This window comes from Frankia sp. BMG5.60 (assembly GCF_059428125.1).
This window is the reverse complement of sequence record NZ_CM182091.1, coordinates 445,202-459,564: the sequence shown is the minus strand read 5'-3', so window position 1 is coordinate 459,564 and position 14,363 is coordinate 445,202. Positions and strand designations below refer to the sequence as shown.

The following is a 14,363-nucleotide window of genomic DNA, read 5'->3' as shown; positions in this document are numbered from 1 at the left end:
CCACCCGTGGGCTGGATCAGTCGAGGCCGACGGCGACGGCCAGCGTGGGGCGGACCGGCGCGGGCAGCCATCCCGCCGCGGCGCGGCCGGGCACCTGACGCCAGCCCAGCCCGGGGGTCAGCAGGGTCAGCGCGCCGGAGGCATGCCGGCGCGCCAGCGGGATGCGTTCCTCCCAGCGGGCGGGGCCCGCGGCGGTCGGCTGGACGACTCCGACGACGAGCTCCCCCGGCAGCGTCGCCGCGCCGGCGCCGAGCTCCCCCGCGCCCGCCGGCTCCCCCGACGTGACCACCAGCGTCGCGTCGATTACCGCGGGGCCAGCCAACGCCGCGCCAGCCAATGCCGAGCGGGCCGCCGTCGGGCCGGCCACCGCCGGGCCGGCCACCGCCGGGCCAGCCACCGCCGGGCCGACGCGATCCCCGGCAGACGGTGCCGCCGGGAAGAACCGGGTCTGCGCGCCCAGTCGCACGTAGGCGGCCGCGCCGGCGGCGGAGCCGGCGGGCAGGCGAGCGGTCAGGTGAACCCGGATCCGCCCGCCGCTGACCTGGCGCAGCGCGGTGAACGAGCCGTAGAAGCTGGCGGGCGCCGCCGGGTCGGCGATCTCATCCGGGCGCAGCCGGTACAGCGCCCGCCCGGGCACGCGGTCGGGCAGGGTCGCCGTCGCGGGGCCGAGGTCGGCCGCGTACAGCACGCGACCGTGCAGGTCCGGCCGGTTGCGCAGCGTCTGGTACGGCACCTGGGTGTACCGGCTGGGCACCTGGGGCGTCACGACGACCACCGCCGGGGCGGGGTAGCTGTCCGGGAGCAGGGCGGCGAGGAAGGTGTTGCGGTCGTTGACCCAGCGCTGCCCGTCGACCTTGCCGGGCAGCGCCGACGCGGTGAGCAGGACCATCGTCACCGCGACGAGCCCGGCCGCCGCCGGCCGCAGCGCGCCGGCCCACGGCAGCGCGGGGGCGGCCGACCACAGCCGGCGGGCGCCGTCCGCGGCGAGGATCAGGATCGGTGTCAGCGCGGCGAGATGGTAGTGCGGGCCGAGCCCGTCGCGCAGCCCCGGCATCGCGAACGCCGAGCCCCACCAGAACAGGTATCCGCCGGCGACCGCGACCACCGTCGCCACGAGCAGCAGCCGCTGCGCCCGCCGCCGCGCGGCCACCGCGCCGACGGCGGCCAGCGCGACCACCACCACCCCGCCGAACAGCCAGCCCGGCGCGGCGGTGCAGGTCTGCTGCAGGGCCCGCAGCGCGAGGTGGCGGGTGAAGGCGAACGTCGGCTCGGACGGCAGGATCCGCCGGGGGCCGAAGCCGAAGCGGTCCAGCGGATCGGAGGCGGACAGCGGCATCCGCAGGGCGGAGCCCGTGACCAACCGGCAGAACACCAGCAGCACGGCGACGAACGGCGCCGCGCCGAGGACCGCCCAGCCGGCCCGCGCAGGTATCGCCCGCGGCTGTCGTCGTAACCGCGCGAGCGCGAACACGACCACCCCGGTCAGCACCAGCACCGCGTCGAAGGGGCGCAGCAGCAGCGCGAAGCCCGCGCCGGCCCCGCCGCCGAGCAGCGAGCGCCGGGCGCCGGTGCGGGCCCCCCGCAGCAGCGCCGCGCTGGCCAGGGTGAGCGTGGCCGCGCCGCAGGCGTAGGCCAGCGGCAGCGCCGTGTGCACGACGACGAGCGGCGACCCGGCCAGCAGGACCGCGGCCAGCACGGCGCTCGCCGCGTCGTCGAGCAGCTCGCGGGCCAGCCGGTAGGTCCCGGCGACCCAGCCGGCGGCGACGAGGGCGGGCGCGACCGCCATGGTGCCGAACACCGCCTGTGAGGCGGCGAGCAGCGCCGGCCAGCCGGGCAGGTACTTGGTGAACAGCCGGCCGTCGTGCTCGCCCGTCAGCCAGGGCCGGAAGAACGGCTCCATCGTCGCGGCGTCCAGAGTGAGGTGCCCGTCGAGCAGCATCCGGGCCTGCAGGACGTAGGCGGCCTCGTCGGCGTCGCCGGAGCCGTCGCGGTACAGCGTCGCCTGCAGGACGAGGCTCGCCGTGAACGAACAGGCGCAGATCACGGCGACGGCGAGCGCCGGCCGCGACCAGACCGCCCGGCCCGGCCCGCGGCCCCACCCGCCCACTCGCCCGTCAGGGCCCGACCGCCGCCGCAGGCGCACCCGCCGGTCCGGGGCGGGCCGCGCCGCCGGGCTGGTGGGCTGTCTCGGCACGGGGAGCGTCACCGGACCGCGGTTCCGCGTCGGCGGGGACGGGACGTCCGCCGACGACCCGACCGCCGCCCTGCGCGCCCGCGCCCACGGTGGTGAGCCCGCGCCCATCTCCCCCGCCCATCCCGTCCCGGAGCCGTCCATCCGTCCCCGGAACCGTTCATCGTCCCCGAGACCGACCTTCCGTCCCGGAACCGTTCATCCGTTCCCGGGCCCGCACATCCGTCCCGGATCGCATCGTTGCGGCGTCGCGTGCCGCCGAGGTCGGCGGATCCTTCCCACCGAGTTCGCCTTCCGCGGCGCCGACCGTCCCGTGCCGCCCGCGTGGAATCGCGCCATCAGAGTAGAGCGCCCCTTATCTGGGCCTTCGCGTGGGGTGTCCGCGGCACCACGCCGTGTTTGTCGTCGGCGCCCCGACCTGCGGGGACGGGTCCGTGGGGTAGCACAGACGGCTCACCCACCGGACGTGCCGAGGACGGCCGTGGCTGTGGGTGACCAATGGTTGTCGCCGGCCGGGGTGAGGTCGACGACGAGAAGGGAGCCGCTGGGCGACCCGGCCGGGATGTCGCGCGGGCCGCCCGGGTCCGGCTCCTGGCGGTCCTGCGGTGCCCTGGGTGCGACGGCGGCGGTGGGAACAGGGGGTGGGTTCACCGCGGAGCCGGCCGTGGGCCCGGCGGATCCCCGCGGACGACCCGGTGCGGAGGTTGGCGCCGCGGCCGCGGCGGGCGTCGAGGCCAGGGTGGAGGCCGCCGGCACGGCGGGCACCGACGGCGCAGCCGACGGCTTCGCGACCACGGACGGTGCGGGGGCGGCGGAGGTGGGGGCGGCGGAGGTGGAGGTGGGGGCGGTGGAGGCGGGGGCCGGCGGCGTCACGTCTGACGGCGTGGGGCCGGGGGCCGGCGTGGCGGCGGCGGGGCCGGGTGCCACGGGTTGACCGTCCGCCGGGCCGACCACGACCGCGGTGGTGTAGCCGGCGGTCCAGGCCAGGACGGCGCGGACATAGCTGGCCGACGGGTTGTAGCTGTGGATCGCGGCGCGCAGCGCGGCCGGCTCGGCCAGGTCCCGGTGACCGCGGCACAGGTAGCCGGCGGCGGCCAGGGCGGCGTCGTCGATGTTGCCGGGATCGGCGTGGCCGTCGCCGGAGTTGTCCCGCCCCGCGGCGGCCCAGGTCGTCGGGATGAACTGCATCGGTCCGACGGCCCGGTCGTAGCGGCGGTCGTGGTCGAGGACGCCGTGGTCGGTGTCGATGATCAGGGCACGGCCGCCGCGGCCGTCGAGGGGCGGGCCGAGGATGGCGCCGGTCAGGGTGCCGTCGGCGGTGATGCGGTGGCCGGCGGCGTGGCCGGACTCGACCTTGCCGATCCCGGCGAGCAGCGGCCACGGCAGATGGCAGGCGGGCTGTTCGGCGGCGTTGCGGTCCGCGGCGGCGCGGTAGGCGGCGACCATGCGGGCGGGGATGCCCCGGTCGCCGGCGGCCAGCGTGATCGTGGGGGGGCGCGGCCGGCGGCCACGGCCGCGAGCGTGGCGTCGGTCGGATCCGACGTCGGACCCGACGAGGGTGGCGCCGCGGTCGGTGCCGGGGTGGGCCCGTCGCCCTGCCCGGTCCCGAAGCGGCTCTGGGGGATGAGGTCCGGCATCGTCCAGTCGCCACCGCGGGTCGGTTGCGCGCCCAGTTCGGCGAGGTCCGCCCCCGATCTCGGCACGGGCGGCGACGCCGCGGTGCACAGCAGCAGGATGCCGACGGCGGCGGTGACCGGCAGGACAGCGACCCGCAGGCCCCCGGACGGACGCCGGTGGGTGGGTCGTCGACGCGCCGGGCGCCGGGCGCGATGCCTCGTCGGTGTACGGCGGTGCGCACCCATCGGCAGCCTCCGAAAAGCCAGGCGAGCAGGCCGGGAAGATCTTCCCGAGCCAGAGAATGTCAGCGGTAATCCACGCTGTTTGAACGCGTGCCGGTCATCGGCGGAACGCAGGAATAACCGGTGCCGGACTGCGCACCAGCCACCCCGGAGGGGCGGGATGGCTGATGCGCAGTGTCTCGAGCCGCGTAGAACACGGCGCCACGCGGTAGGCGTTACTGAATTCTGTCGACGAGGCGGTGCCCCAACCGGCTCCCCGGAGTGAAGACGTAATCAAGCGTCGATCTTCGGGGCGGCGACGTGGGTCACGCAATGTAGCGAAAACTTGATCGGCAAACGCCCCGATCGATGCGACCGGACAGCGAGGAAGGTAGCAATCGAACAAAAGATGCGCAACAGGTGGACGGTCGAACTTTTCGCGTGTGATGCTCCCTGACACCTTCTGCAGCACTGTTCGCCCACTCCGGGCGCAGATGATCTGGATGCGGATCGTCAGATAGGAGTGATCGCATGTCCGTGTCGGCGGTTGGCGCCCCGGCTGGCTCGCCGCCGGGTGAAAGCGCCCACGGAATGTCGACGACCCGCCGTCACCCCGCCGCTCCGCGGATCCTCCGTGACCAGGTCTTTTGCCTCGACGGGCCCGCCGCCCGCCGCCCGCCGCCCGCCGCCCGCCGCCTGGGGGAGGCCGGCGATGCGGACCGTTGAAACCGTGTCCGTCGTGCTGGCCGACGGCGACTATCTCGCCCGCGCGGGCCTGCGGGACCTTCTCGTGACGGAACGCGGGCTACGCCTGGTCGCCGACGCCGCCGACGGCGCGGCGGCGGTCCGCGCGGTCCGCCGCCACCACCCCAGGGTGGCGGTGATGGACTGCACGATGCCCGAACTGGACGGACTCGCCGCCACCAGGATGATCATGTCCGACCCCGCCCTGGCCGGCACGGGAGTCCTTCTCCTCGCGGCCGGGCCACGCAGCGAGCGCCACGTCCTCACCGCCCTGGTGGCAGGGGCCAGCGGCTTCGTGTTCAAGGACGAACTGCACTCCGGCCGGCTGGGTTCCGCGGTGCGCGATGTGGCGGCGGGCGACGGGACCGTGCTCAGCCCACGCGCGGCGGAGATCCTCACCACCCGGCTGCGGCGCACCTTCACGCCGATGCCGACGGCCCTGGCCGCGCGGGTGGACCGGCTGACCCGCCGGGAACGCGAGGTGCTCGGACTGCTCGTGGTCGCCGACCGGTCCAACGCCGAAATCGCCGGCATCCTCGGCGTGAGCCCCACCACGGTCAAAACGCATATGCAGTCGCTGCTCGGAAAGCTGGGCGTTCCGTCACGGGTGCAGGCAGCCCGGATCGCGCGCCTGATGGCCGAGGCCGACCTGTACCCGAACATCGCAAGCTGAGCCGGGCCCCCGAACCTCTTTCGCCGGCCTCTTATTCCGCGCGTAGGACCGTCATGGCGACCGCCGCCCGCCGCCCGCGGCCCGGACGGTCCCTTTCGCATGGCCGCAGTTCTCCTCCGCCCGGAGTAGAAGAGGCGGATACAACGGCGGAGACAAACCCCTGACCGGTGGAGCCCGCCGGCTCGAAGTTCCTCCGAGCGGCCGATGCGCGGTATTCGGATCATGTTCCACGATTGCCGAGGTTCTTTCCGTTCCGGCCCTCCCCCTTCCCGGTGCCCGCTATCCGTCAGGCCAAACCACTGCGCAGTTGGCCGGGTATCGCGCATGCGCCAGTCCGACTTTGGCCCTGCGTTGACCCGCCGACCGCTCGGGTGGGCCAGGTCGGGTCAGCTCTGTCGGCGCTCCCGGGAACGGGCAGAACCTGGGAGTCGCATTGCGAAAACATCGACGTCGCACCCTCCGGCGCCGGCTCGCCGCGGTCACCGCGGTCACCGCGGTCACCGCGGGCATGGTCGCCGCCGCGAGTCTCGCCCTTCCGGTCCTGATTCCGGCGGCGGCCAGCGCCGCGCCACCCCCGACGTTCACCAAGCCGCCCACCGAGGGCTCGGTGCGACCCGCCCCGCCCGGCGGGGCGAGCGGCAAACCGGTCGCCCGCGAGCTCCCGGGCCTACGCACAGCGACGTCACGGACGGTCGAGACGACGCAGGGCGTGTACCGGACCGAGGTCTCCTCCTCGCCGATCAACTACCGGGACGCCCACGGCGCCTGGCAGCCGATCGACACCACGCTCGTCGCCTCCACCATGAAGGGCTTCGCCTGGCAGGCGAAGGCCGCCGGCTACGACGCCCAGTTCCCGGGCACCCTCGCCGACGGCCCGATCCGCGTCTCGCGCGGCGGTCGCTGGGTGGGCCTCCAGCTCGACGGCGCCACCGCCAGGGGAGTCGTCGACGGCGCGACGATCACCTACGCGGACGCCCTGCCCGGCGTCACCCTCGTCTACACGGTGCTTTCCACCGGGGTGAAGGAGTCGCTGGTGGTGAAGGACGCCGCCGCGGCCACCTCGTTCCCGTTCACGATCACGACCTCCGCGGGGTTGGCCAGCACCGCGCGGCTGACCGTGAGGGTGGCCGGCAGCCGGGCGGCGACGTAGGCCCGCACGTGGTCGGCGGTCAGCGCGCCGTCGGGCGGGGTGTCCGCGCCGGACCGGTAACGGGCGGACAGTTCGCGGTAGGCATGCGACAGGTGCCGCACGGAGGAACGGCCACCGCCCACCTGTCCGGTCCCGGTGCCGCCGCCCTTTGCGGGGTCGTCGTCGTACCCGCGGCTAATGTCCCGATCGGCCACGCCCGCAGCGTAGCCACCGCCCCGGCCGAGCTGTTGACCATCCCCTCTCACCGGTGCCGCGACGATGACCGCCGGCGGCCTTGGCGCAATCAGACGCGGCGTACTGCGCCCGGTCGGCGCCGCGAGAATCAGGCACAGCACAGCACAGCACGGCACAGCGCGGCCGGGCGGCCTCGGACGGGCGAAGCCACCGCGGCCGAACCCGGTCCGCGATGGTCGAGGCTGCGCTATTCGGCGGGGTCGGCCGGTTCGATCGGCTCGATCGTGGCCGAGCGGCGGTGGTCGAACACCAGGCTGGTCCGCACGTCGAAGACCTCGGGCCGGGCGGTGAGGCGGTCGATGACGAGGCGGTAGAGCCCGTCGACGTCCGGCACCGCGACGTGCAGGAGGAAATCGAAGGTTCCGGTCGTGGAGAACAGGCTCACCGTTTCGGCGAGGTCGGCCGCCCAGGCGCGGAAAGCCTCGATCACCGGTCGGGAGGGCGGCCTGACCCGCACGGATATCAGGGCCTGCACCGGCCGGCCGATCGCGGCGAGATCGACCTCGGCGCGAAACCCGCTGATGATGCCCCGCTCCACCAGCGCGCGCACCCGCTGCAGGGAGGTCGAGGGCACCACATGGGTGGCCAGGGCGAGATCCCGGTTGGTCCGCCGGCCATTCTGCTGCAACAGGCGCAACAAGGCCCGGTCGAGCTCGTCCAAGCCGATTCCCCTCGCCGTCAGGGCATTGATGACCCGCCCTCGGAGTATTTATTACGGTCGCGACATCGTAGCAACATGTCCCGGTATCGGGCGGGTTGTGCCGAGTGGGTATCGTCCGGGGAACCCGCGACCAGGGAAAACGCGGACGGAGGGATTACGTGATGTGCGTATCTGGCACTTTCGGGCCGGATCCGGTGCGCCACGCCGCGCCGCGCTGGCGCCGCGCCGCGGGCGACCGGACGGCGGACCGGTTGCCGCTGCCTGGGGCGGATGGTAAGCCCACAGAGGATGGATGGTGATCGGTGGGGCGCGCCCCAGAGGCCGTGGCCGGGGTGGGATCCGCCGCCACCACCACGGCCCGTCCCGCGGCGGACCACCCACGCGTCCGCCGGTCGGCCGGCCGGGGACGGAATCCGACCTGTGAGGAGCACCCCCGTGCCGCAGACCGTCCCGTTCGTCGACTATCTGGTCCTGGGTGAACGACCGCACCTGGTCGCCCGCGAATGCACCGCGTGCGGCGCGCGTTTCTTCGACCGGCGCAATGCGTGCGCGAGCTGTTTCGGCACCTCCTTCACGCAGGTGGATGTCCCCACCGAGGGCGAGGTGCGCGCGTTCACGATCGTCGCCCACGCCGCCCCGGGGGTGCCCGTGCCGTTCGTGTCGGCGACGGTGGACTGCGCCGGCACGAGCGTGCGCGCCAACCTCATCAACGTCGAGCCCACGCCCGAGGCGGTGCGCCTGGGAATGAAGGTGCGCCTCGCGCTCACCCCGGTCGGCGTCGACCAGGCCGGCACCGAGGCGATCAGCTTCGGGTTCGAGCCCCGTCCCTGAGGCCCTCGGCGTCCCGGGAACCCGCCCCACACCTTCGGCAGGAGAAACGACATGGCAAGCGACGACGTGTGGATCCTCGGCATCAGCATGACGCGGTTCGGCAAGCACCCCGACTCCGACCTGATCGACCTGGCCGCCGAGGCGACCATGAACGCGATCGCGGATGCCGGGATCACCATGCGGGAGATCGGCGTCCTCGCCGCCGGCAACCTGCGCGGCGGCGGCGGGATCGGCCAGGCCTTACAGAAGCAGGTGGGCCAGACCGGCATCCCCGTCTACAACGTGGCCAACGCCTGCGCGACGGGGGCGACCGCCGTCCGCGTCGTCCACATGGCGCTGCGCGCCGGGGAGGCGGACTTCGGGCTCGCCGTCGGCGTGGAGAAGCTCGCCGGCGCGGGGCTGCTCGCCGGCGGCGAGCGGGCGGGCGACTCCGCCACTTGGGCGCCGCAGGGCCGGTATGGCGCGGTCGGCCCGCTCGACGGGCGCATCGGCACCGAGACGATGCCCGGGGTCTTCGCCCAGATCGGCATGGAGTACGGCCACCGCTACGGCGGCACGAGCTTCGAGCTGTTCGCCCGGATCTCCGAGAAGAACCACGCCCACTCGACGCTGAACCCGCTGGCCTCCTACCAGCGCCGGTTCACCCTGGACGAGATCATGAACGACGTCATGATCTCCTACCCGAACACCCGGCCGATGTGCTCGGCGAACTGCGACGGGGCGGCGGCCGCGGTGCTCGTCACCGGCGCCGCGCTGAAGACCCTGGCGCCCGAGCAGCGCCGCCGGGCAGTGAAGATCTCCGCCTCGGTGCTGACGACCGACCCGTGGGAGGAGGCCTGCCAGGTGCTGCCGAACGTCAACACGCTGACCCGCAACGCCGCGCGGCGCGCCTACGACGCCGCCGGCGTCGACCCGGAGGACCTCGACCTCGTCGAGCTGCACGACTGCTTCGCCACCGCCGAGCTGGTCCACTACGACAACCTGATGCTGTGCCCGGAGGGCGGCGCGGTGGACTTCTTCAACTCGGGTGCGACCTGGCGGGACGGGTCGACGCCCGTGAACGTCTCCGGCGGGCTGGAGTCCAAGGGGCATCCGATCTCGGCGACCGGCATCGCGAACATCTGGGAGGTGGCGACCCACCTGCGCGGTGAGGCCGGCGACCGGCAGATCCCCGGGGCCCGCGTCGGCCTGGCCCACGTGATCGGGCTGGGTTCGGCCTGCGGGGTGCACATCCTCGAACGCGCCGCCGCCTGACCCACCCGCCCCTCAGGGCCGCCGCGGTGGGGCGGCCCGGGGGCGCAGGCCGTCCATGAACAGGTCGAGCAGGCGCCCCGCCTGCGCACGCTGGGCGGGTTCGCCGGCGGCGAGGGTGACGCCGGCGAGCCCGGTGAGCACGTCGACCGGGTCCACGTCGGCGCGGACGGTCCCGACGGCGGCCCCGGCGGCGAGCAGGGAGGTGACGGCGGCGACCATCCGCTCGCGGGTGTGGGCGAACGGATCGCTGCCGGAGGCGATGACGGCCCGCAGCGCGTCGGCCATCCCCCGCTTGGCGGTGGTGTAGTCGAGGAAGGCGTCCATCCAGGCGCGGACGGCCGCGGCCGGCGGCAGACGGTCCAGCAGCGCCGGCGCCGCGTCGCACAGCCGGCCGAGCTCGGCGCGGTAGACCGCCTCGACGAGCGCCTCGCGGGTCGGGAAGTGCCGGTAGAGGGTGGCGATACCGACCCCGGCGTCCCGCGCGACGGCCTCCAGCGGCACGCCCGGACCGCCCGCGGAGAAGGCCCGCAGGGCGGCGTCGAGGACCTGGTCGCGGTTGCGGCGGGCGTCGGCCCGCAACGGCCTGGTCCTGCCGTGCGCCGGCATCGCTCTCCTCCCCGCGGTCAGGTGGGGCGGACCGTCCCGCGGCCAGGAACGCTCGGTCACCACGTTGCTAAGTTGCTAAGTGGAGGCGGCTCCACTTAGGCTGGGCTTCGCGAGCCGGGAGCTTCGCCCCCACCGGAACCGACCGAGTGTTCCGCAGGCCCGCGCGGCCAGGCCCGGACGGGTCGCCGCCGCGGCCGTCCCGCCGCCATCATATCGGCCGGGCTTCCGCCCGGATCCGCCGAGCACACAGGAAGATCATTACTGTGAGCACTCTGATCACCACACCGTTCTCCGCGACCTCGACCGCCGCCGAGGTGCTGGCGGAGGTCGACCTGTCCGGCCGGCGCGCCGTCGTGACCGGCGCGTCCTCGGGCATCGGTGTCGAGACGGCACGGGCACTCGCCGGCGCGGGCGCCCAGGTGACGATCACGGTCCGTGACCTTGACGCCGGTGCCCGCGTGGCCGCCGACATCACCGCGTCGACCGGGAACGAGCACGTCACCGTCGCCCCGCTCGACCTCGCGCAGCCCGCCTCCGTCGCCGCGTTCGTCAGCGGCTGGCAGGGCCCGCTGCACGTCCTGGTCAACAACGCCGGGGTGATGGCCGCGCCGGAGACCCGCACGGCGCAGGGCTGGGAGCTGCAGTTCGCCACCAACCACCTCGGGCACTTCGCGCTGACGACGGGCCTGCGCCCGGCGCTGGCCGCGGCCGGCGGCGCCCGGGTGGTGTCGGTGAGCTCGAGTGCGCACCTGCGCTCCGACGTCGTCTTCGACGACATCCACTTCCTCGCGCGGCCGTACGAGCCGTGGTCGGCGTACGGGCAGTCGAAGACCGCCAACGTGCTGTTCGCCGTCGAGGCGACCCGGCGGTGGACGGACGACGGCATCGCGGTCAACGCACTCATGCCCGGCGGCATCCGCACGAAGCTGCAGCGCCACGTCACCGACGCCGAGCTCGACCGGCTGCGGGCCCAGAGCGCCGCCGGCGCGAGCGGCGGGGGCATCTCCTGGAAGTCGCCCGAGCAGGGGGCGTCGACCTCGGTGCTGCTCGCCGCGTCGCCGCTGGTCGACGGGGTCAGCGGCCGGTACTTCGAGGACTGCAACGAGGCCGGCCCGAACCAGCCGGGCACCCGCACCGGGGTGGCGGACTACGCTCTCGACCCGCGTTCGGCCGCCCAGTTGTGGGACGTCAGCCTCGCCACCCTGGCCGGCTGACCGCGCCGCCCCGCCGCCGGCCAACCGTCGGCGGCCAACCGTCGGCGGCCAACCGTCGGCGGTCAACCGTCGGCGGTCAGGGCGAGGTCGGCGGGGAGGACGCGGTCGACGGGCCCGGTCCCCCGATCGCGGCGGGAGGGCTCGGCGAGCCGGTCGCGGTGGGGCGGGCGACGTCGAGGGTGACGGTCGACCCCCGGGGAACACCGCCCGGCGCCGGGGTCTGCCCGATGACCGTGCCGGGCGGATCGTCCCCGGTCCGGGGGTGCTGGACGACGGTGAGGCCGAGGTCGGTCAGGGTCCGCTCCGCCTCCCCCGCCGGACGGCCGTGCAGATCGGGCACCGTCACCGTGTCGCTGGCCACGGTGATGGTGACGGTGCTGTGGGCCGCCACCCGGGTGTTCGCGCTCGGCGTGACCTCGTCCACCTGCCCGGCGTCGGCGGTGGACGGGCCCGAGTTGACCCGCTCCACGACGACGAGGCCGACAGCGCGCAACATCGCGCGGGCATCCGCGGCGCCCTGCCCGACGACCTCGGGCACCGTGACCGTGCTCGGCCCTGACGACACGGTCAGGGTCACGGTAGCGTCGCGGGCGTGCCTCGTCCCGGGCGACGGGTCGGTGGCGACGACGGTGCCGCGGGCGCCGCCGCCGGCCCGGTAGGCGCGCTCGACCGTGTCGAAGCCGGTCGCGCGCAGGACGATCTCGGCCGCGGCGGCGTCCTGGCCGACCACGTACGGGACGGTGATCTCGCCCGTGGGCGGCGAGGCGTCGGCGGGATCGGTGGACGCGGCGGGATCGGGTGCGCTCGTCGACGCGCCGGTGCCGGCGTCGCCGCCGTCACCGGGGTCGCCGCGATCGCCGACCGGTCGGGTGGCCGGTCGGGTGGTGGTGGCGGGGCTGACGTTGTGGATCGCGGCCGTTGCGCCGGGCGCGGCGACCTGGCCTGCCGCCATCGCGGTGGCGCGGGCGGGTCCGCCGCGGGCGTGCACGAGCAGTCCGATGACCAGCAGCGCGGTCGCGATCACGGCGCCGGCCACGGCGGTGATCAGCCGCACGCGCCGCCGGCCCGCCGACCCCGGATCGCCGGCGCAACCAGCGGCGCCCGCCAGCACCAGGTCCAGCGGGCCGGTCGCCGGGTCGGGCATCACGGCGACCGGCGCCAGGTCCGGCGTCGTCGCCTCGACTCCGGGCACCGGTCCGCCGGAGGGCGCGGATACACCCGGAGGCGCGGATCCTCCCGGAGGCGCGGATACACCCGGGGGCATGGACTTGCCGGGGGTGGCCGGCGCCCGATCGGACGCGACGCGGACTCCCCCGCCGGGCACCGGTTCGGACCGTGCCAACGCCAATCCCGTCGCAAAGCCCGGTCTTCTTCCCGCCCCCACCCCCGCAGGCGCGGCGCCGGACCTCGCCCCCGAGGCCGCCGCCCCGGAGGCTGAGCTGGATTGCGACGCCGCCAACCCGGGGCCGGGCCTCGACCCCGACCGCGCAGGTCCGGCCGACGAGGTTCGGGAGACCGCGAGCGAGGTGGACGGCGAGGTACTCGGGCCCAGCCGGGGCGGCAGGATGTCCAGCGGGCTGGTGACGATCGTCTCCGCGGCGTCGCCGGGGCGCACGAGGCGGCGCAGCAGCTCCTCGGCGGTGGGCCGGCCGGCCGGCTCCCGGCGCATCGCCGCGCGCACCACGGCGGCCAGCGCCGGATCAAGGTCGCCGAGGGTGGGGTCGGCGTGCTGAACCCGGCGTAGCTGGGCCGACGTCGGGCCGTCACCAAACGGCTTGCGCCCGCTGCCCGCGAAGATCACCAGGCCGCCCCAGGAGAAGATGTCGGCGGCGTTCGTCACGGTCTCGCCGCGGGCCTGCTCGGGCGACATGAACGCCGGCGTTCCCGCGACCCGACCCGACGGCCCGCTCGGCGCCTCGTCGGTGACCCGGGCCAGCCCGAAGTCGATCACCCTCGCGCCCAACGGGGACAGCAGCACGTTCGTCGGGGTGAGGTCGCGGTGCACCAGGCCCGCGCCGTGGATGGCGGTCAGCGCCGCGGCGACGCTGACCGCGACGCGTTCCAGGTCGGCCGAGCCCAGCGGGCCGTGGGTGGCGACGGCGCGGGCCAGCGTCGGGCCGTCGACGAACTCGGTGACGAGGTAGGGCTGCCCGTCCGGCGGGTCGACGACGTCGAGGACCTCCGCGGTGCAGAAGCGGGCGACGCGGCGGGCCACCGCGGCCTCCCGCCGGAACCGGTCGCGGTAGCGGGGAATGCGGGCGACGTCCGCGCGGATGACCTTCACCGCGACCAGGCCGGTGTCGCGGCCCCGGCCGAGGAAGACGGTGCCCATGCCGCCCTCGCCGAGGCGGCCGAGAATCCGGTAATCGCCGAGTTCGCGCGGATCGCCGGGGCGCAGCGGGTCCGGGCGGGTGGCGAGCCCGGTCGTTGTTTCCCGCGGCTCGGTCACCTCGTCGACGTTCTCGCGCGCATCCACCATTTCTCCCTACGGCCGAGCGAAAATCGGGCACAGGGCGCCTGCTGAATTGTCGGTGACCGCGCGTCCTCCCGGTCGTCCCTATCGCCTACTCGACACCGCCGGCGGCGCTGTTCCCCCCGCGTCGGCGGGCGCCGACAACGGCCCGATGTCACCGACGCAACTCCCCGCAGGGGCCCCGACCTGGCCCGAAACGGCCAGCTGAGCTGTCGATGCGGCGTGCCCGCGGGGGCCGGCGCGGCGGTCGTGGTGACGCCTGCGGCACCGGGGGTGGCGGAACGGGCCACCGGGCGCGGCGCCGGCCGCCCTCATACCACCGGTGGGACACCGGTTGTCATTGTCTGCGCCGATCCCGGCGGCCGACGCGGCGCATTTCCGCGCCCGATACCTCAGGACCCGGCCGATCGGCGGAAATCTTGACGGAAATCACGGCGAGAGCATCAGCCGTCGCCGAGCCACCGAGCCCAGGCCGGTAATGTCCCGCACGTCCC

10 protein-coding genes are annotated in these 14,363 nt (G+C 74.9%); 5 read left to right on the top strand and 5 right to left on the bottom strand.

Going from position 1 to position 14,363, the window contains the following annotated elements:
• Nucleotides 1-16 precede the first annotated feature (16 nt).
• Nucleotides 17-2,194, bottom strand: a complete 2,178-nt coding sequence (locus AC5R91_RS01855; RefSeq protein ID WP_495395337.1) for a DUF7846 domain-containing protein — start codon at nt 2,192-2,194, stop codon at nt 17-19.
• Between the two features lie 450 nt (nt 2,195-2,644).
• Nucleotides 2,645-3,637, bottom strand: a complete 993-nt coding sequence (locus AC5R91_RS01850) for a lytic transglycosylase domain-containing protein (protein WP_495395336.1) — start codon at nt 3,635-3,637, stop codon at nt 2,645-2,647.
• A 1,104-nt stretch (nt 3,638-4,741) separates the two neighbouring features.
• Here AC5R91_RS01850 and AC5R91_RS01845 point away from each other — a divergent pair.
• On the top strand, nt 4,742-5,446 hold the full coding sequence (locus AC5R91_RS01845; RefSeq protein ID WP_495395335.1) for a LuxR C-terminal-related transcriptional regulator: 705 nt from the start codon (nt 4,742-4,744) through the stop codon (nt 5,444-5,446).
• Nucleotides 5,447-5,879: 433 nt separating this feature from the next.
• Complete coding sequence (locus tag AC5R91_RS01840; protein ID WP_495395334.1) at nt 5,880-6,596, top strand: hypothetical protein; 717 nt, start codon at nt 5,880-5,882, stop codon at nt 6,594-6,596.
• Nucleotides 6,597-7,017: 421 nt separating this feature from the next.
• Here the strand turns inward: AC5R91_RS01840 and AC5R91_RS01835 are convergent, their stop codons facing one another.
• A complete protein-coding gene (locus AC5R91_RS01835) occupies nt 7,018-7,491 on the bottom strand; it encodes an Lrp/AsnC family transcriptional regulator (RefSeq protein WP_495395333.1) in 474 nt (157 codons plus the stop codon).
• A 435-nt stretch (nt 7,492-7,926) separates the two neighbouring features.
• Here AC5R91_RS01835 and AC5R91_RS01830 point away from each other — a divergent pair, with 435 nt between their 5' ends.
• On the top strand, nt 7,927-8,322 hold the full coding sequence (locus AC5R91_RS01830; protein WP_495395332.1) for a Zn-ribbon domain-containing OB-fold protein: 396 nt from the start codon (nt 7,927-7,929) through the stop codon (nt 8,320-8,322).
• A 51-nt stretch (nt 8,323-8,373) separates the two neighbouring features.
• A complete protein-coding gene (locus AC5R91_RS01825) occupies nt 8,374-9,576 on the top strand; it encodes a thiolase family protein (RefSeq protein ID WP_495395331.1) in 1,203 nt (400 codons plus the stop codon).
• Nucleotides 9,577-9,588: 12 nt separating this feature from the next.
• On the opposite strand, the gene AC5R91_RS01820 is transcribed toward AC5R91_RS01825, so the two are convergent.
• Nucleotides 9,589-10,182 carry a TetR/AcrR family transcriptional regulator gene (locus AC5R91_RS01820; protein ID WP_495395330.1) on the bottom strand — a complete coding sequence of 198 codons (594 nt, stop codon included), beginning with the start codon at nt 10,180-10,182 and terminating at the stop codon, nt 9,589-9,591.
• A gap of 263 nt (nt 10,183-10,445) precedes the next feature.
• On the opposite strand from AC5R91_RS01820, the gene AC5R91_RS01815 reads away from it, so the two are divergent.
• A complete protein-coding gene (locus AC5R91_RS01815) occupies nt 10,446-11,396 on the top strand; it encodes an SDR family NAD(P)-dependent oxidoreductase (protein ID WP_495395329.1) in 951 nt (316 codons plus the stop codon).
• A 76-nt stretch (nt 11,397-11,472) separates the two neighbouring features.
• On the opposite strand, the gene AC5R91_RS01810 is transcribed toward AC5R91_RS01815, so the two are convergent.
• Complete coding sequence (locus AC5R91_RS01810) at nt 11,473-13,875, bottom strand: PASTA domain-containing protein (protein ID WP_495395328.1); 2,403 nt, start codon at nt 13,873-13,875, stop codon at nt 11,473-11,475.
• Between the last annotated feature and the right edge of the window lie 488 nt (nt 13,876-14,363).